We start from the raw sequence: 18,164 nt of genomic DNA, 5'->3' as shown, positions 1-18,164 counted from the left end.
AATTCAAAAGCAGGAAAAGCCGCCCTCCTATTAGATGGGGGGCGGCTTCTTAAATACGATTTTATATTAACCATACTATGCTTCTGTTGATGTCCTGACACTAAACTTGAATGAGAGCCTTCACAACACGTTTCACGGCAGCATTGGCCGCTTCTTCAAACGAATTGCTGTTTACAGCAACATCGATTGGCAAAAAGGCTTGACCGATTAATTCTTGCGCGATGGCTTGGTCGTTGCCGTTCGTAGTACCAGCCAGTACCAATGCAATAAGTCCCGCATTGTTTAGTAAAGTGGCATAACCCGCGATTTGCCGCACAGATTCTCCTAAGCTGTTATCGATTAGCATCGTATGATAGCCTCTCGCTACCAACCGTTTCTCGATTTCCTTCGCAAGAGCTGAGTTGTCCGAGACTGAACCAGTAAGCCAGAGCGTTAATGGCTGCTGTCCTTTTTGCTGGGCACGAACATCTCTTGTGATTTCCGTATCGATCCGGTCGGCATTGTCAGAGCTTTGAAGAGCTTCGTTAATGACGCCGCAAGCGGATGTCATATTCGTTACACGATCGATGAGAATAAATCCACCGATGCTTTTATTTTTTTCAAACGTATCAAAAACAATACCATCCGATAATGAAAATTCACATTTAGCCACTTCATTCTTAACCACATGATCGGCTGTAACCGTATTGCCTGTGTTAATATCGATTTTGTGAATAATTTTCGTCACAGTACCAGGAAGAACCTTTGTACCTACCTTCACCAGAACATTTTTTCCCGGCGTCAGGAAAGAATCATCCATCCAAAGAATCGTGGCGCTAAAGCTGTCAGCCTCTTGGAGCTGATTGTCCTTCGTAAACACGCAACCTCGTGAAACGTCGACTTCCCGATCCAATTGAATAGTGACAGGCTGTCCGGCACGAGCCGAATTCCTGTCTTGGTCTGTTACAAAAATGCGTTTTACCTTCGCCTTCTCACGGCTAGGCAGAGTTATCAGTTCATCGCCAACTGCGATGCTGCCGGCTTCAATCTGGCCTTGGAATCCGCGGAATGTGTGGTCCGGTCGGCATACCCGCTGAATGGGCATCATAAACGGCTTAACGTCATCGTTCGAATGAACGTCAACACCCTCCAAATAGGGCAGCAAAGCAAGCCCCTCGTACCATGGCGTATTGGGCGATTTCTTTGTAATGTTATCCCCCTCTGTTGCAGAAACAGGGATCACCTGAATGCTTTCAAACCGGAATTCAGTGGTGAGGCGAGAGAATTCTTCTTTGATTTCATCAAATTTCTTCGTATCAAAACCCACCAAATCCATTTTGTTTACCGCCAAGACCAGATGCTTAATCCCCATGAGGGCGCAAATCCGGGTATGGCGCTTCGTTTGAGTAATGATCCCTTTGGTTGCGTCCACCAGAATAACGGCAAGATCCGCAAAAGATGCGCCTACGGCCATGTTGCGTGTATATTCTTCGTGCCCCGGCGTGTCCGCTACAATGAACGAACGGTGATCCGTCGTAAAATACCGAAATGCCACATCAATCGTAATTCCCTGCTCACGTTCGGCTATCAGCCCGTCAAGAAGCAAGGAGTAGTCAATTTTGCCGCCGCGGCTGCCCAGCCTGCTGTCCAGCTCCAATGCTCTCTCCTGGTCGGCGAACAAAAGCTTAGCCTCATAAAGCATATGTCCAATCAAAGTGGACTTGCCGTCATCCACACTTCCGCAAGTAATAAATTTAAGCAGACTCTTCATCTTAGAAATAGCCCTCCCGTTTACGTCTTTCCATGCTGCCCGCTTCTTCTTGGTCGATAACCCTTGTTGTCCGTTCGGATGATACCGCACCAAGTGTTTCTTCAATAATAGCATCCAGCGTATCCGCATCTGACTCGGCGCCACCAGTCAGCGGATAACAGCCTAATGTGCGAAATCTCATCTTCATCATTTCAATCTTCTCATTGGGCTCGAGCTTCATCCGCTCATCATCCGCCATGATGATCTGTCCATCGCGATTAACGACAGGCCTTTCTTTCGCAAAATAGAGAGGCACAATATCAATGTTCTCTCTGCGAATGTATTGCCAGATATCTTTTTCCGTCCAGTTGGAAATCGGGAATACGCGGATGCTTTCACCCTTATTAATTCTTGTGTTGTAAAGCTTCCACATTTCCGGACGCTGATTTTTCGGATCCCAGGCATGATTTTTATTACGGAATGAGAAAATCCGCTCCTTCGCACGTGACTTTTCCTCGTCACGTCTTCCGCCGCCAAAAGCAGCCGTAAATCCGTACTTGTCCAAGCCTTGCTTCAGGGCTTGGGTTTTCATAATATCCGTATATGCGGAACCATGATCAAATGGGTTAATCCCTTGCTCAATTCCCTCCTGATTGGAGTGAACAATCATGTTGATTCCGAATTCTTTCGCCTTGCGGTCGCGGAATTCAATCATCTCTTTGAACTTCCACGTTGTGTCAATATGCATGAAAGCAAACGGCGGCTTTTCCGGATAAAATGCTTTCAGCGCCAAATGCAGCATCACGGAGCTATCCTTACCGATCGAGTATAGCATCACGGGATTTTCACTTTCCGCCGCTACTTCTCGAATAATATAAATCGCCTCAGCCTCGAGTTGATCTAGATGTGTCGTTTCATCTATGGAATCAAGCATCAATTTGTCCATGAAAAAAGTGCCTCCCTTTAATCCTTACTAAATCTATAGACTATACTTTATATCCTATCAGATTTTCACTTTAATGCAAAGTGGAATAAAGTTTTTTTCTTTTATTTTCTGAGCCTTTGGTTTTCATTAATAAGGGTATCGAAACTGCGAACAATTAGATTGGATAATTCCATTTCAGAAAAAATGTAGTGATGATGTGTATCAAGCTGTGGTTCCATGCGATCTACTGATAGTCCACAATTCACCGACTAGAGGGTTGCTTCAGACAACCATCTATTACAAGAGGGACAGAACTCGTTGTCATATTTGTCGTAATAGATAATTACACTTCCACATTCCTAACATTTAATGTTTGGAACAACCGCCCCACCGATATGAAAATAATCATCGAATATTACTTGTCGTTCTTCATCATTAATTCTAATTTTCACTAAAACACCTTTTTAGATAAAATTGTGCATTTTATTTATATCAATATTATCACAGCATACTAATCGGTTAACCATTTTTCACCTAAAGCTTCAAATGCTCTTGTCACTACTTAAGTTATATAAAAAAAACCCTCGAAATGAGGGCGCTTAGACACATTTGCATCTTATATTATTCATTTCTCACGAGTAGTGAGCACCGTCTCCACATGTGTGGAGACGGTGAAAGGGATATATTTATTTTTCGAAAAATTAAAAAACCATTTTGTTATGTGTTCTGGCTCTGTCCAATATCTCCATGCTTTTTCAATGGACTTGGAGAAAGATTTATATTTGCTCTAACTCTGCTTAAACGATGGGGAACCCAACCTGGTATGCTTGTATAGTACTCCCACATCTGATCTGGAATCACCAGCTCTTTTTGATCTTCTTTTGATAAAGTGGTACGAATTTTTTCTTCTTCACCAGCTTCTACCTTCTGTACCCAATGCGGTTCCATAATCAATTCCCGCCCTAAAGCGAGTAAAGGTATCCCTGTTTCCAATGCTTTCATCACTTCATCGGGTGTGCGCAGCATCCCAACTCCCATTACTGGAATTCGATCACCAACTCGATCATGAACCATTACACCACGCGATGTTTGATCATTTGCATCACGGATCGAGCCGTTCCAAAATGCTCCCACCGAAATGTGGAGGTAATCCAGTTGCTGATCAGCCAAGGGCAATAGCTCAGGCGGACACATTCTACCGCCATGAAAAATTTGCAAGATGGCCTTGGATCCTTTTTCTTGGATAGTTGTTGCTACCCTTTTTAGGCTAGGAATTAAAGAATCAGAATCCGCTCCAGTGGGTTACGGTTTGATGATATCTGCGACGATTTCGTAGGAACGCAGGCGTGCCTCGTGGTCAAACACCTGGGCGATGACCATTATTTCGTCAGCTTGGGTATCGTTCAAGAAAGATTGCAGCTTTTCTTTCACCGTCCCAGGACTGCCGAAGATGGACGAGCCGAGCTGCTGCTCCAACGCTTGTTTCTCGTACTCACTCCATAAGCTGTCCATGCTGTCCACAGGCGGTTGCAGCTGCACTTCATTGCCCCGGATCAGGTTTAGGAATTGCTGCTGCAGCGTCGTTCCCAGGCGGTTCGCTTCCTCATCCGTATCGGCGGCAATAACGTTGACGCCGACCATCGCGTACGGCTTCTCCAGTACTTTCGAAGGCTTGAAAGAACGCCGATATAATTCCATCGCCGGCACGGTGTTGCCAGGCGAGAAGTGACTAGCGTAGGCAAACGGCAGACCGAGCTGCCCGGCCAGCTGTGCGCTGAACCCGCTGGAGCCGAGCAGCCAGATGGGAATAGTTAGGCCCTCCCCGGGGATCGCCTTGACATGCATGGTGCCTGATGCTAACGAGGGATCGAAATAGGCCCGCAGCTCATCCAATTGCTCAGGGAAATCCTGGCCGTCATTCCTGCCGTCGCGACGCAGCGCGCGCGCGGTACGCTGATCCGTGCCGGGTGCCCGTCCAAGACCGAGATCGATGCGTCCCGGGAACAGGGTTTCAAGCGTCCCGAACTGCTCCGCGATCACTAGCGGTGAATGGTTGGGAAGCATGATACCACCTGAGCCCACCCGGATTGTGGATGTGCCAGCCGCCACATGGGAGATCACAACGGAACTGGCGGAGCTGGCGATAAAAGGCATATTATGGTGTTCCGCGAGCCAGTACCGGTTATAACCCCACTTCTCTGCATGCTGGGCAAGGACTAGCGTGTTGCGAAACGACTCGGCAGGACTGCCGCCGGCGACAATAGGAGACAGATCTAGCACGGAGAATGGTATATTGCTCAGTCGTTTGTTTGTTTTATTTGCAGACATATCGTCTTCCTCATTTCATTTTTGTTATTTTGCCGCATTCGCCAAAATTTCATAAGAACGCAAACGGGCCTCATGATCAAAGATTTCGGTGTGCGCCATGATTTCATCCGCCCCGGTCCTTTCAATCAACTCGCGCAATTGCTGTTTAATAGCGGATGGATCGCCAATGAGGGAAGTAAACAGTTGTTCTTCAACCGCTTTGCGTTCCTCGTTGCTCCAGACGGAATCCATGTCGTCAACCGGAGGCTGAAGCAGAGCGGTTTGTCCGCGTGTTAGCAGCAAAAACTTTTGGTACATAGAAGTGGCAAGTCTTTGTGCTTCTTTATCAGAATCGGCGGCAACAGCTTGTACGGATAAAAGCACATAGGGTTTATCCAGCATCGGGGACGGTAGGAAGTTCTCCCTGTAAACGGCCAACGCATCCATCATATTGCCTGGAGCGAAGTGGCCTGCAAACGAAAAAGGCAAGCCCAGCTTTCCGGCCAATTCGGCGCTGTACAAGGCCGAGCCTAACAGCCATATCGGCACCTTCGATTGTTCACCGGGAATGGCGCGGAAGCGATGGGCGCCATTCCCGGTTGTCGTTCCGGAACCATGCAGATAAGCGATCAGTTCCTGCAGCCGCTCATCAAATTCAGGTTCTCCGGCAGTCCGTTGACGGATTAGATTTGCTGTGTACCGGTCTGTGCCAGGCGCCCGTCCAACCCAAGATCAATCCGCCCTGGAAAGAAAGCCTCCAAAGTGCCAAATTGCTCCGCCACCGTGAATGGTGAGTAATGGGAAAGCAGCATGGCCCCTGAACCGATGCGGAGGTTCTGTGTCACGGAAGCAACCCTGCCAATCACGATTGGGGATGCGGAACTGGCCATTCCGATCCAATTGTGATGCTCCGCAAGCCAAAAACGTTTGTAGCCCCATTGTTCGGCTTTCTTTGCCAAAACAAGGGTATTGGCAAGTGACTGTTCAGCCGAACCACCTTCAATGATAGGGGAGGGATCGAGCACGGATAAGGGCGTATTCGCAATATCTGACATGAAGGCATACTTCCTTTATTCATTATTGTGTGATATTCATGTTGTAATGGTCATCTGATGGGCAGGGAAGTAAGGCAATACCTCTTCACCCAACTCCTGGATGACCTCCTCTGGAGGACGCCAGGAAAAATACAGGACAAAAGCGAGATGGTTGACGCCTATTCGTTGAAATCCATGAAGCAACTCCACCAAATGATGGCGTCCGAGACGATAGCCTAATGGAATTTCCTCCGGTGAATCATCAGGATTTTCCGATAAATCAATAAATAAAGTTTGAGAGAATGGTTTAAATACGCCGGGCGCTTTCATCTCCGTCAATGTGCGATAATCCCGAATAAGCATTTCCTGTTTATCAACGCTTCTGGGGTACTGTATCCAACCATCGCCATGTTCAGCAATCCAATTCATGGATTGTTGGCTGAATCCCGTCACCATCGTCGGAATTGCTGTTACGGGACGGGGAATCAACTGCATATCACTGCCGTCAAAAACGCCTAGGTTCGATTCAATCGCTGCATTCTCATTCCGCAGTAGCCCGTCAAGAAATTCATAACTCTCCCGGAAAAGCTCACCTCTATCCTCTCTTTGGACTCCCAAGGCCGTAAAATCCATTTCGCGATCCCCCGAAGCTACACCCATAATTAATCGGTTCGGAAACAAGCGGTGTATGGATGCAGCTTCCTTTGCAACCCGGACCGGGTGACGCAACGGAAGGACAACACCCGCAGTCCCTAACACGATTTCTTTTGTATGCGAGGCGAGATAAGTTAAATAAATCCATAAATCATACATTTGGCCATTATCGTCTATGTGAAGATTCTGCATGGTTACATCCCGCAGCCAAAGTGCAGCAAATCCGTAATCTTCGATTTTGCGAGCCAGATGCAGCTGATTCTCCATTTGCGGCGTCTTTGTCATCTTTTCGGTTGGTAACACAAACCCAAGCGTCAACTTATTTTTCTGATACATTTTTCGGTATCCGTCATGCTCCAATTCCTTACCCCACCTTAATCTTTGGTAATTATCAATTCCTGTTCCTTTATATTGGCTTTTGGTCCTAAAATTTCTGGATTAAACTCCCGCAGAGGATGCTCTGTCAGGATGCGCTGAGGCCAGTCATGGTTGGCAAGCGCTCCTTTACCCAAGGTAATAAGATCAGCATCACCACGCATCAATAACTGTTCCGCTTTATCAGGATCTTCGAGATTGCCATTCGCCATCACTGGAACAGTACCGAATTTCTTAGCCAACGCGGCAAGCGTAAGTTCAGTTCCTTCAAATGCCGCCCGAGTCGCATCATATTCGGTTACATGGATAAAATCCAGGCCCGCTCTGCTCAAACTTGAAAATATGATTTCGGCATCCTTTTCGCCCCCGGCCCATTTATGATGGTAATCACTGACTTTCCCTTGGGAGATACGGATTCCTACGACAAAATCAGTCCCAACCGATTCACGCACTGCATTAGCGACTTCAATCAGAATACGGACCCTGTTCTCTGTTGAGCCTCCATATTCATCCGTTCTTTCATTCATATAATCCGTCAGGAACTCATCAAGCAAATAGCCGTTGGCACCATGGATTTCCACGCCATCGAACCCTGCTTCTTTTGCCCTCTTGGCCGCTTCCGCAAAACCATGAACAACCTCCTGGATGTCTTCTTTTGTCATTTGTTTTGGTTTCTTGTAAGGGCCCTCCCCGACATAGAACGGAAGCTGTTCACCTTTTGCTGGTATGTCAGAGGGCGCGATGATCTCGCTCTTATAACGATTTCCTTGTGACTGCGCACCTGCGTGCATCAATTGGACAATGATCTTTGATCCGGCTTGATGAACCGCCCCGGTTACTTTTCTCCATGCATCGATATGCTTCTCATTTGCAATTCCTGACTGGTTCAGATACCCTTGGCTATACATTTCATCGGGATAGGCGCCTTCCGTGATCAAGAATCCAAAACCGCCCTGTACAAAGCTTTCATAATAATTCATCATGATTTTGGTTGCTTGGCCGTCTTCAGATGCGCTAATTCTGGTCATTGGCGCTACACCAATACGATTCTTTAGATTCAGTTTACCAATCTGTATATCAGACAAAAGACGGGGAAATTTATTTAAGTGAGCAGCTGTTGTCAAGTTGATTTCTCCTTTAAATTCGGTTGGTATTGTTTTACAAATCATGCCCCATATTCGGATAATATATTTGTATATCTATATATCTATTTTTCTAGATATATAGAGGAAAATAGATACATGGAAGATATCCAATGCTGGGTATCTTCCATGTATGCCTGTTTCCGGTCCTATAAACCATCTTTCATATAAACAGCCAATTCTTGAATAGCCTCTTCGTTTCTTTTGTAATACGTCCATTGACCATAGCGGTTCGCTTGTAACAAACCCGCCCTCTGAAGCAGTAAAAGGTACTGAGAAACGGTCGATTGAGATAAACCTGCCTTTTCCTGAATGTGGCTGACACAAACCCCGATTTTTTTACTGTCACCGCCTTCTTGCGTGGGAAAGTGTTTCTCAGGTTCCTTTAACCAATCGAGAATATTCAAGCGTGTTTCATTCGCCAGTGCCTTAAAGATGAGTATTGGGTTCATGACAATTATTATATCGTTAAATCTCGATATGTCAATGCATTATGATGCCATAGTTAAAAATACTGTTCTCAGTCCCTTTGTATCCCTGTCACCTTCAATATCCCGAGCTCATCCCCCACAATTTTTCGCCGTTTGAGGGGATACGGCTCCCCGCGCTTTATCTTAAATTAAGATACCTATATAACAAAACAGAACCAATAGCCTGTTTTGTTATTGTTGTGTCAGTCTCGCTCGAAAATCCTATCTTTATTAACGATTACCAACACAATTGAAAACTTACAACAAAATGCTGGTCTGTTTCTATTTTAGAGCAGTGTATATTACCCATAGAACTAATACCTTCGAGTCATACTGTCACATCTCATTTATTGATTTAGTAGCATCAGTATTAAGCACTCCACATGTGTGGAGTGTGTAACAATAAAAAACCAGATGACATCTCTGCCATTTGGTTTCATTTATTAATATAACATCGTGCAGTTAAACCCTAACTTTATCGTTACATACAATAAGATCAGGTGTAATATAAGGATCAGGTCACTCTCTACCGCTTCGCCTTATAAAACTCATGATAAAGCTTCATAAGCGCTCTTTTCTCAATCCGCGACACATAGCTCCGCGAGATCCCCAATTCCTTCGCAATCTCCCGCTGCGTCCGCTCATCCCCGCCATGCTCCAGCCCGAAGCGGCCGATCACGACTTCCTTCTCGCGGTCATCGAGTATATCCAAATTTTTATAAATCTTCGACTTTTCAATCTTCAGCTGCACCTTATCCACGATATCGTCCGCCTCGGTGCCGAGGATATCGATCAACGTAATCTCGTTGCCTTCCTTGTCCGTGCCGATCGGATCATGCAAAGAAACGTCCTTGCGCGTCTTCTTCAAAGACCGCAAATGCATAAGTATTTCATTCTCGATACAGCGAGCCGCGAAGGTCGCGAGCTTCGTGCCTTTACCAGTCTGAAAGCTCTCGATTGCCTTAATCAAGCCGATTGTCCCGATGCTAATTAAGTCCTCGAGATCCTCCCCAGTATTGTCGAATTTTTTCACTATGTGAGCGACTAAGCGGAGATTGTGCTCAATGAGCAGGTTACGGGAACGCTGATTGCCTTCGGCCATCAATTGCAAATGCTTTGTTTCTTCCTCCTCTTGAAGCGGTTGAGGAAAAGCATTATTTTTGACATAAGAGACAAGAAGTGAAAGCTGTTTAATAAAAAGCGCGATCGCTGAGAACAGTCCAGGCATTTACCGTACACCCCCACGTTGTATTTACTTAGATGATAAGCTCAATTGAAGCTTTATCTAAGCAAATTGAAGTCTGTTCTTTATTGTATGTGGGTAATAGCCTATACGTGCATGTACGCCTGATTCAAGACAGAATTCACATAATGCTTCTCCCTCTTTTTCTTTGTATCACACCATTTAAAATGACTGGTGGCCCATCAAACTCCTTAGCTGTATCCTTGCTAAGTCCTAAATGAAGTTCACTTAAAAATCCTACAACTTTAATTTGAATGTTCGGCTCTTTACAGGTGACGATTATTTCATTCAAAAGTGATTCAACGAGAAACCTCTTGTCATTAACACCAAGTTCACTCCCTCTCTGATTAATAAATGCTAAAATACTTTGAACCTCTTCATTATTGTTCTCATCTGTACTCCGTTTACTTTTCAATGTGTTTATCTGTTCTAAATATTGAACTCGTTTCATTCTCAACTCATTAATTACACCCTTCACTAAGATAAATTCATCTTCCATTTCTTTCTCGTCGATGACCTCCCGTTTAAACATAATCTTTATCTTATTTATTTCTTTTTCTTTTAGTAAAATCTGTGATTGAACGGATTCTGCTAGGTTCTCTAATTCTAAAATTGCTTCCATGTTGTTTTTAATTAATTGATTCATGTAGTCATTAGGATCAGATATTATCTCCATAATCATTTCCCAAACATATTCTTCAATAATCTCAGCTCTTACTGTATGACTTGGACATTTTGGAATGTTCTCCCCGTATCTTCTTGGAAAGATATTAGGGCAGCGATAACACTTATAGATCACTTTTTGGCCTGTTGCTTTATTGATTCGACCTGAATAATTTGTTGCAGACCACTTCCTACCACAATGCCCACATCTTATTAGTGAATTAAGTAAATATTCATGTTTAACGTCTCCAGTTCCTCTCATATTATTAACTCGTTGTACTTTTGCTAGCTCATATAATTCTTCATCTATAATCGAGGGCACCCCCACCGATATCCATTCCTTTTCATCACGTAATGAATATGCTTTTTTAGATGCCCCTGATTTAGTTCGCTGTCCTTTTATTTTATTCCAATTCCGCCGATTGTAATAATAGATACCTTTATAAATCTCAGATGTCAAAATTCTTAATATTGAGCTTGCACCCCAGTTTTTGCTTTCTGCTCGTTTAGGCATCGCCCCCATAGCAAATAGCTTCATGCCAATTTCTTTAACAGTTAACCGGTCATGTACATACCATTGATAAATAAGCCTTACATAACAAGCCTCAGCCTCATTAATTAATAATGCTCCTTCACACCAATCATAGCCATATGGAGCAGACCTCATTGGCATTACTTTCTTGTTTTTTTCTACTGCATTAAGACGGCCGCGAATTGTTCTTCTCTTTATTAATGCTAATTCGTAATGTGCAATTACACTCATTAAATTAAAGAACAATTGACCTTCAGATGTTTTTTTATATTCTGCATCAATAAAGATTAGATTAATGTCCTCATCCTCAAATTCTCGGCACAAAGTCAATTTATCCGTTAAATCCCGTGAAAGTCGATCTAGATGAGTTACTATCACATTTGAGATTAATCCGTCTCGTACATCTTTCCTAAGCCTATTTAATTCAGGCCTTTCAATGTCTTCACCACTAACTCCCATTTCTTTATAAATGTTCAACTTGTCTTCGTTTAAATTCAGTTCCTTTGCTTTTGCGAGACATAGCTCAATTTGGCTCTCCAGGCTTGTGCCATCAATTACTTGATTAATTGTAGAGACACGTACATAAATAGCTGTGTACATAACAATCTATTCCTTTCATACTATCCTCTGATATGGACATTGTCAGCCTTACCTTCAGGAAATACGACTTCACATCATTTGCGTTTTAAATTCCCCACAATCATATGTGCTCTGGCATTATTTTCATGTTTAAGACCTGAACGAAGTTCATCTAAATATCCAACTGCAGTTATTGTGATTTCTGAATCACCGTATCTAATAAGCAGCTCATCAACAAGACTATTAACTACAAACCTTCTGTCTTCATAACCTAATTCATTCCCATTTTGCAGTATGAAATTTTTGATTTTCTCAATAACATGTACATTCTCCTCATGTGTTATAGCCTCTTCCTTCAATTGCAGAAGTTGATCCTGATATGTATTGAATCGTAGCTTTAATTCTCTCGTTTCATCTTTGATTAATCGGAACTCCATCTCCATTTCATCCTCATCTATCAATTCTTTTTTAAATGACGAATTGTCAAGCTAAGTGCGACACTTCTTCCATGAAGGCTTCGTGAGCCGACCTCCACCCGAGACATTTACGAGGGCGGTTGTTAATCAAACGAATTGCATCGGCGAGTTGGTCATCGGTAACGGAAGCGAAGTCATGCCCTTTAGGGAAGAATTCCCGAAGGARACCGTTTGCGTTCTCGTTAGAGCCTCTCTGCCAAGAAGAATAGGGATCGGCGAAGTAGACCTTCACGTTATACACAGCTTCTAGGCTCGCGTAGCAGGCAAACTCTTTGCCACGATCAGTTGTCGCCGTCTGGCAAGTGCCGTGTGGGTATTGGCTGAGCACGACACCGAAGGCGACCTCCATCGAGTGGGCCGTTCGATCAGGCATCTTCAGTGCAATGTACAGTCGCGTCTTTCGTTCGATGAAGGTAGCGGCGCAGGCCTTGCTTTTGCCACGGCTGGAAACCACGGTATCAAGCTCCCAATGACCGAACGTCGTACGCTTACGGACTTCTTTCGGTCGCTTGCTGATCGGCGTACCGACGAGGAAGCGACCACGTGTTTCCATCGGCTTTTGACGCTTGCCCTTATGTCGTAGTACGTTGGCTCCCGCTGCGAGGCGCCCCCCGTATAGCCATCTGTAGATCGTCTTGAAGCACACGAAAGGTTTCCCTTCGGTACGACGCTTCTCGGCGATCTGCTCAGGGGACCAGGTCTCATGCAGCTTCAGTTTGAGTTCTTCAGCAAGTACCTTGGTATATTTACCGACAGGCACGCTAGAWGCTCTCCGCTCATATGACGCTTCTTGGGCAGAGCTAGCCGCATAAGTCCCGTTCTTCTTACTGCCGCTACGTGCCAGTTCTCGTGCGATAGTAGARGGATGTCGACCTAGCTCATGCCCAATCTTGCGGCATGACCAGCCCAATCGATGCAGCGCTTCTAGTTGTCCTCGTTCAATTATGTTAAGATGGGAGTAGCTCATGTTGGTTTCTCCTGTACAAAATGGTGGTGTGGTAACTTCCATTTTACACGAAGCCTGCATGGGCCTTTTGTTTTTCTAGGTGTCGCACTTCATATTACAATTCGTCACTATTAAACAACATCACCGCCATTTGACAACTGAGTGTGCTACCAAATGGACAAAGTTACGTGATACAAATATTAGTAAATCTGGTTTTGTGCAATTGAATGCGTTCATGAACGTTACGCAGACCATATCCTTTGCTATTGGATGAATACAGATTGGCAATCTTCTCTTCACCCATCCCTTTTCCGTTGTCCATCACGATATACCGAATGATTCGGCTTCCGGTGCGTGTGTTTATGAGGATGCGTTTTTGTCTATAACCTGTCTTCTTTTAAGCTCCCGAGATTCGAGGCATCCATAAAGGCTCTTTGCCAAGCTCCGCCCACATGAATTTCAATAGTAGCTGCGCCTTCAATTCCGTGAATTCGGGATCGTCCCATCGATTGCGAATTTCTCCAGGATCTTCTTTCAAATCTAACAGCTCGCCGTAGGTTTGGTTATAATAGACGGTCAGCTTATATCGCTCATCCACATACGATTTCTGGTGAATCGCGGTCGGCTGATGGCGAAATTCGCAAATGACGTGATCGCGCGCGCTGTCTTTCCTTGCAAGCCATACCTCCTTTTGATCGACGCCCGCCATCGTTCGGGGAATCGGCAATTCCGCAAAGCTTAGGAGTGTCGGCGCTAAATCGACCAAGGACTGCATCGCATCGCTTGTTCTGCCTGCAGCCACTTTTCCAGGATAACGAACGATAAACGGCAGCTTCAACAAATCCTCGTAATGAAAACCTCCCTTGTTTTGCAAGCCGTGCTGTCCGAAGAAATGTCCGTGATCCGTCGTAAACACGACAATCGTATTGTCTGCAAGACCAACCTCGTCAAGCTTATCGAGAATTTTTCCGATATACTTGTCCATTAAGCTAATCATGGCGTAATAGACCGCGACCAGTTTTTTTCGATCTTCCTCGGCGATATTCACATGCGAACCCATGCCAATGTTGCCGATTTCCGTTTCATTCAAATAAGAGAAATCCGGGTCTAGCTCTTGCGTCAATCGAAAATGCGGCGGATTGGCATCGTGTTCTCCCGGCGTAATCCGCGGAATCGTTAATTGATCCGAATCGTACATCGTATCCCACGGCTCCGGCGCCAAATAGCCGGGATGCGGATCGAAGAAACTGGCCCACATGAAGAAAGGCTTCTCTTCCTGACTATACTCCTCAAGAAGCGCGTTTGTCCGCTCCGCGATCCAGGTATCATAGTGAAACTCTTCGGGAATCGGCCATTTATATTTAATGCCGCTGTCCATCGTCCCTGTCGGCGGGAGAAAATAATCGCGCCAATTGCTGCACCCTTTCTCCTCCAGCCATATGGCATAATGTTGACCGACATGCGCCTCGTTCGTATGATTTCTAGCCAACTCGACATGATCGAACCCGTAGAACGGGCCATTGAACGTTTTCCAGAACGCTAAGTCTTGCAAAATCGGATACGATTCGAGAGAAGGATACTGTTCCGTCGATTTCAAAGGCTGAAAATGAGCTTTGCCGATCAATGTGGAAGTATATCCCGATTCGCCTAGCAGTTTGCCAAGCGTGATCTCGTCTTCGGATAGTTTCGTTCCGATCGACCACGCACCGTGCTGACTCGGATATTTACCGGTAATGATCGAGGACCTTGACGGCGTACAAGTCGGATTCGGGCAATACGCGCGCATAAAGGTCGTCCCTTCCTCCGCAAGCCTGTCAAGGTTCGGCGTCTTGATTTCCTTGTTGAACGCTCCGAGAGTGTTCCAATGCTGTTGATCGCTGGTAATCAGCAAGATGTTCGGTTGTTGTTTCAAAGTTTCTCTCCTTTAACTGAATTTCATAATGCGCCCATTGCAAGTCGGTCTGATTGATTTTGGTTCTCAAAAGCGATGACATGATCGTATTCACGGCGTCGGGATAACTTTGGCAATATCTATTGAACATTATATACTCGGTTCAAATTCGAACAGGATAGAACGATTAATTGAATGAGTTAGAAAAGAATCGTTTTAGACAAGCGAACGGTGGACATCTATTACTTTTGTGCACACATGACGACTTCACGATAAGCAAATCTAGCTACTCTTCCCAGCTAACGCCTTTTAGCCGGTAAGCGGCAGGCGTCAGCCCCTCTCTTTTGCGAAACGACCGGATGAAATAACTGACATCTTCGAAGCCCGTCAATTCTGCGATATCGGTCAATGACAGAGCGCTGTCCGCCAACAGACGCTTTGCGTGAACAAGTCGAATCTGCTGGATATATTGATGGGGAGTCATACGCATACTTTGCCGAAATACCGCTCTCAGATGACCTTCGCTCAAGGCTACATGCCGTGCGATCTCGCTAATTTTCAAGCCGCCGTTGTAACGACTGCGAATATAGGCGCATGCTGCTCTGACGCGTTCGTCTAAATACGGATCCGGAATGGCCATATAAGGAATGGTCAAGCTTGTCATGTAGGCCAGCCATTGCTTCAACATTCCCTCGCATACCAAGTTAATCGCGGCTCGCTCAGCCGAGACTTGGTTCTTTCTCCCTTTATTGGTATCGGAACTGTCAAGGTCGAACTCCTCCTGCAGTTCGCGCCACAAGCGAATCAGTTCGTCAAGCTCGCGCCCCTCCGCCAGCTTCATCGCCACGGGAAGGCCGAATCGTTCCGTCCAGTCCAGCCCGCCGCTATTGGCGTTTACCCCGATCGATAAATAATGAAATGGCACTTCCAAGCCGTCTCTGTGCAGTGTCGAAATGACGGTTTGGGCCGGCAATGCAATGAAGCTTCCCATCTGCAGCCGAAAGGCATTTCCTCCAACCAGAAGCGTTCTATCCCCTTCTAGTACATACCAATAAGTTGTAGCGGGCACTCGGTAATTCACGAAGTTCCAATCGGCTGCCCGGTTCCAGTCAAAGACGAAACAAAATGTAATATCGAGATCACTCATCGGCAGTTGCCGCCACGATCGACTCATTCACTGTACCTCGCATCATCGTTTAATTCTATTTTATCTTTGTTTTCAACCTAATAAATCTCTATGAATATCACTATAATGAAATCAGGTATTCACACATTCAATTCATTACATTTTGAAAGCAGGGATTCATAATGAGAGAAAGTACCCTACAGCAACCGAATATCATCGTATTTTTCACCGATCAGCAACGCTGGGATACCACCGGCGTACACGGAAATCCGCTTGGATTGACGCCTAATTTAGACCGTATGGCGGTTGAAGGTACCCATTTGTATAATAGCTTTACAAGTCAACCTGTTTGCGGTCCCGCCCGCTCCTGCTTGCAGACAGGTCTGTACGCCACGTCAACAGGTTCATACAGGAACGGCATACCGCTTGCTCACGAACACCGGACGCTCGCCCACTACTTCAAGGATGCCGGTTATAAGACCGGTTATATCGGCAAGTGGCATCTGTCCAAGCATGAACCCGTTCCCGTAGAAGATAGAGGAGGCTATGACGAGTGGCTTGCCTCGAATTTACTAGAGCTTTCTTCAGATGCCTATCAGACGATGCTATACGACAACGATGGCCAAGAAGTGCATTTGCCCGGTTATCGGGTTGACGCCCTTACGGATGCCGCGATCCGATACATCGATCGTTGTCGCAAAGATCCGTTTTTCCTGTTCATCTCCTATTTGGAGCCGCATCACCAGAATCACTCAGACAACTATCCTGCCCCGGTCGGCTACGAAGGAAAATATATCGATCGCTGGACGCCGCCGGACCTTAGAGCGTTGGGCGGAAGCTCCGCTCAACATTTAGGCGGATACTACGGCATGGTCAAGCGGCTCGATGAAGCGCTTGGACGACTGATGGACACGCTGATCAGCTTGAAGCTGTCAGACAATACCATTATTTTGTTCACTTCCGATCATGGCTGCCACTTCAAGACCCGGAACGGCGAATATAAGCGCAGCGCCCACGAGAGCTCGATTCGTGTACCATCGGCTCTATACGGTCCCGGCTTCATGGGAGGCGGCCAAATTCGGAAGCTCGTCAGCCTGGTCGATCTCCCGCCGACATTGCTTGATGCCGCTGGAATTCAGGTGCCTGCTCACATGCAAGGCCGTTCCGTCCTCCCCCTTGTTAGGGGCGCAAGCTCGGATTGGCCGGATGAAGCTTATGTGCAGATCAGCGAGACCCAGATTGGCCGGGCGATACGTACCGAACGCTGGAAGTACGCCGTAGCAGCACCGGGGAAGAACGGCTGGGAAGAAGCCCATTCGGATGTTTACGTCGAAGAACTGTTATACGACCTATATTCGGATCCTTATGAGTTGGATAATTTAGCGGGTATCGAGGCATACAGACATATCGCGGATGATCTCAAAGAACGGCTTCTAAAGAAAATGAAAGAAATAAACGAACCGACGGCAATAATTGAGCCGGCAGCTAGAGTGGTCGGCTACCGGAGACCCGAGCTGCGGATGAGCTAGAATTGAACTGCCGAAGTAGATCCGAATGGAGTCCACAGTTTTTCTGCGGACTCCATTTGGATCATGTTCTTATCAACCGACAAGTATCCACTTGCAGACCCATTAAACGCCTTCGCCAATCGCGACATCCAGGTACGTTTCTAATCGCATCCCGCGATCCGGATTATTCGAGGCGTTTGTGCGAAAACGTTCATAGAGGTGCTCCTTATTGGGCTGCCGCTTGCAATGTTGCAATGTAAGCCCTGTTTTAAAGTTGGACACTCACTGAAAGAGATGACGCAAGCAATATTGCGGCTCTCGGCCGACAATGAGCTCCATGCCGTCCGTATACCCTTCTTCCCGGCCGTCCAAGCTCCTACGGGTCGCTCGCCAGGTCGAACAACTGCTCTTCGCCCGTCTGCGAGTACCAAATATATTTGTTTCGGCCGTCCGTCAAGTAACGGTAGGATAATTCCCCGTACGCATGCTCCCCAAGAATGTAATCCACTGCCAAAAAAAACCACGCTTCCCGATGTTTAGTTAGCACCTAATAGGGGATACGCG

15 protein-coding genes and 1 pseudogene are annotated in these 18,164 nt (G+C 45.9%); 1 reads left to right on the top strand and 15 read right to left on the bottom strand.

The annotated features are described in order from the left end of the window. Positions 1–100 precede the first annotated feature (100 nt). From ADU23_RS18020 to ADU23_RS17955, 14 genes and pseudogenes are all read right to left on the bottom strand, one after another. Positions 101–1,750 (bottom strand): GTP-binding protein, encoded by a 1,650-nt coding sequence (locus tag ADU23_RS18020; RefSeq protein ID WP_063846042.1) that lies wholly within the window; start codon positions 1,748–1,750, stop codon positions 101–103. Between the two features lies 1 nt (position 1,751). After that, the gene (gene cysD / locus ADU23_RS18015; RefSeq protein WP_255314378.1) at positions 1,752–2,675 is read right to left on the bottom strand and encodes a sulfate adenylyltransferase subunit CysD; all 924 of its coding nucleotides are present in this window, start codon (positions 2,673–2,675) and stop codon (positions 1,752–1,754) included. A 696-nt stretch (positions 2,676–3,371) separates the two neighbouring features. Further along, positions 3,372–3,872 carry a hypothetical protein gene (locus ADU23_RS18010; protein ID WP_053374993.1) on the bottom strand — a complete coding sequence of 167 codons (501 nt, stop codon included), beginning with the start codon at positions 3,870–3,872 and terminating at the stop codon, positions 3,372–3,374. Positions 3,873–3,956: 84 nt separating this feature from the next. After that, the gene (locus ADU23_RS18005) at positions 3,957–4,982 is read right to left on the bottom strand and encodes an LLM class flavin-dependent oxidoreductase (RefSeq protein ID WP_053374992.1); all 1,026 of its coding nucleotides are present in this window, start codon (positions 4,980–4,982) and stop codon (positions 3,957–3,959) included. Positions 4,983–5,006: 24 nt separating this feature from the next. After that, a pseudogene (locus tag ADU23_RS18000) lies at positions 5,007–6,016 on the bottom strand (LLM class flavin-dependent oxidoreductase). A 36-nt stretch (positions 6,017–6,052) separates the two neighbouring features. After that, on the bottom strand, positions 6,053–6,985 hold the full coding sequence (locus ADU23_RS17995) for a TIGR03571 family LLM class oxidoreductase (RefSeq protein ID WP_053377702.1): 933 nt from the start codon (positions 6,983–6,985) through the stop codon (positions 6,053–6,055). Between the two features lie 38 nt (positions 6,986–7,023). Next, positions 7,024–8,148, bottom strand: coding sequence for an NADH:flavin oxidoreductase (locus ADU23_RS17990; RefSeq protein ID WP_269433101.1), 1,125 nt, complete (start codon positions 8,146–8,148; stop codon positions 7,024–7,026). A 167-nt stretch (positions 8,149–8,315) separates the two neighbouring features. Further along, complete coding sequence (locus tag ADU23_RS17985; RefSeq protein ID WP_053374991.1) at positions 8,316–8,618, bottom strand: ArsR/SmtB family transcription factor; 303 nt, start codon at positions 8,616–8,618, stop codon at positions 8,316–8,318. 544 nt (positions 8,619–9,162) lie between these two features. Next, positions 9,163–9,864 carry an RNA polymerase sporulation sigma factor SigK gene (gene sigK, locus ADU23_RS17980; protein ID WP_053374990.1) on the bottom strand — a complete coding sequence of 234 codons (702 nt, stop codon included), beginning with the start codon at positions 9,862–9,864 and terminating at the stop codon, positions 9,163–9,165. Between the two features lie 136 nt (positions 9,865–10,000). After that, positions 10,001–11,674, bottom strand: coding sequence for a recombinase family protein (locus tag ADU23_RS17975; RefSeq protein ID WP_053374989.1), 1,674 nt, complete (start codon positions 11,672–11,674; stop codon positions 10,001–10,003). 74 nt (positions 11,675–11,748) lie between these two features. Continuing rightward, positions 11,749–12,090 carry a hypothetical protein gene (locus ADU23_RS17970; RefSeq protein ID WP_053374988.1) on the bottom strand — a complete coding sequence of 114 codons (342 nt, stop codon included), beginning with the start codon at positions 12,088–12,090 and terminating at the stop codon, positions 11,749–11,751. Between the two features lie 46 nt (positions 12,091–12,136). Next, on the bottom strand, positions 12,137–13,096 hold the full coding sequence (locus ADU23_RS17965) for an IS30 family transposase (protein ID WP_053374987.1): 960 nt from the start codon (positions 13,094–13,096) through the stop codon (positions 12,137–12,139). Between the two features lie 376 nt (positions 13,097–13,472). Further along, positions 13,473–14,987 carry a sulfatase family protein gene (locus ADU23_RS17960; protein WP_053374986.1) on the bottom strand — a complete coding sequence of 505 codons (1,515 nt, stop codon included), beginning with the start codon at positions 14,985–14,987 and terminating at the stop codon, positions 13,473–13,475. Between the two features lie 265 nt (positions 14,988–15,252). Next, positions 15,253–16,140, bottom strand: a complete 888-nt coding sequence (locus ADU23_RS17955) for a helix-turn-helix transcriptional regulator (RefSeq protein ID WP_082311131.1) — start codon at positions 16,138–16,140, stop codon at positions 15,253–15,255. A gap of 134 nt (positions 16,141–16,274) precedes the next feature. Here ADU23_RS17955 and ADU23_RS17950 point away from each other — a divergent pair, with 134 nt between their 5' ends. Beyond that, positions 16,275–17,621 (top strand): sulfatase-like hydrolase/transferase, encoded by a 1,347-nt coding sequence (locus ADU23_RS17950; protein ID WP_053374984.1) that lies wholly within the window; start codon positions 16,275–16,277, stop codon positions 17,619–17,621. Between the two features lie 355 nt (positions 17,622–17,976). Here ADU23_RS17950 and ADU23_RS34060 read toward each other — a convergent pair whose 3' ends face one another. Then, positions 17,977–18,114, bottom strand: coding sequence for a hypothetical protein (locus tag ADU23_RS34060; RefSeq protein WP_157265839.1), 138 nt, complete (start codon positions 18,112–18,114; stop codon positions 17,977–17,979). Between the last annotated feature and the right edge of the window lie 50 nt (positions 18,115–18,164).

The sequence above is a fragment of the Paenibacillus sp. FJAT-27812 genome (genome assembly GCF_001273905.1).
Lineage (GTDB): Bacteria > Bacillota > Bacilli > Paenibacillales > Paenibacillaceae > Pristimantibacillus.
The sequence above is the reverse complement of the archived record's forward strand: the minus strand, read 5'-3'. Positions and strand labels throughout refer to the sequence as shown.

Coding starts and splice junctions, on each gene's coding strand:
- ADU23_RS18020 (WP_063846042.1), bottom strand. CDS start 1,750: ATGAAGAGTCTGCTTAAATTTATTACTTGCGGAAGTGTGGATGACGGC.
- cysD (WP_255314378.1), bottom strand. CDS start 2,675: ATGGACAAATTGATGCTTGATTCCATAGATGAAACGACACATCTAGAT.
- ADU23_RS18005 (WP_053374992.1), bottom strand. CDS start 4,982: ATGTCTGCAAATAAAACAAACAAACGACTGAGCAATATACCATTCTCC.
- ADU23_RS17995 (WP_053377702.1), bottom strand. CDS start 6,985: ATGTATCAGAAAAATAAGTTGACGCTTGGGTTTGTGTTACCAACCGAA.
- ADU23_RS17985 (WP_053374991.1), bottom strand. CDS start 8,618: ATGAACCCAATACTCATCTTTAAGGCACTGGCGAATGAAACACGCTTG.
- sigK (WP_053374990.1), bottom strand. CDS start 9,864: ATGCCTGGACTGTTCTCAGCGATCGCGCTTTTTATTAAACAGCTTTCA.
- ADU23_RS17975 (WP_053374989.1), bottom strand. CDS start 11,674: ATGTACACAGCTATTTATGTACGTGTCTCTACAATTAATCAAGTAATT.
- ADU23_RS17970 (WP_053374988.1), bottom strand. CDS start 12,090: ATGGAGTTCCGATTAATCAAAGATGAAACGAGAGAATTAAAGCTACGA.
- ADU23_RS17955 (WP_082311131.1), bottom strand. CDS start 16,140: ATGAGTCGATCGTGGCGGCAACTGCCGATGAGTGATCTCGATATTACA.
- ADU23_RS17950 (WP_053374984.1), top strand. CDS start 16,275: ATGAGAGAAAGTACCCTACAGCAACCGAATATCATCGTATTTTTCACC.